We start from the raw sequence: 350 nt of genomic DNA, 5'->3' as shown, positions 1-350 counted from the left end.
TAGAAAAAAATAAACCCGACAGGTTTCGAAAACCTGCCGGGCTGTGATTAATATATATTATAGTATTAGTTTTTATTGACTGCTTTTGCTTTGGCTTCCCAATGCTCCATCAAATTATCATAATTTACAGGATTAGCTGGTGTTTGATTCAGTAAACGTCCAGATTCAAAAGCACGAACCAGAATTGTTTCTATTAGATAATCCTCATTTACTTCATATGGCTTATACTCGGTTTTCAAACTTATATCAAATAAATTAGCTGTTGTATTCGACACAAACGCTTTGAAACCGCTTTTTAAAGTCTTTATCAGTTCATAGGTTGTTATCCCCGTTTGGCGATGAATCAATTT

General features: G+C 33.7%; 1 protein-coding gene. It reads right to left on the bottom strand.

What is annotated here, in order from left to right; genetic code table 11:
• Nucleotides 1-65: 65 nt before the first annotated feature.
• Nucleotides 66-350 (bottom strand): DUF4294 domain-containing protein (locus BOW57_RS20535; RefSeq protein WP_129057022.1); only part of this gene is annotated, 285 nt, incomplete at its 5' end.

The sequence above is a fragment of the Flavobacterium sp. YO64 genome (assembly GCF_004119505.1).
In the GTDB taxonomy this organism is placed as follows: Bacteria; Bacteroidota; Bacteroidia; order Flavobacteriales; family Flavobacteriaceae; genus Flavobacterium; species Flavobacterium oncorhynchi.
Note: the sequence above shows the minus strand (reverse complement) of the source record. Positions and strands in the feature narration are given on the sequence as shown.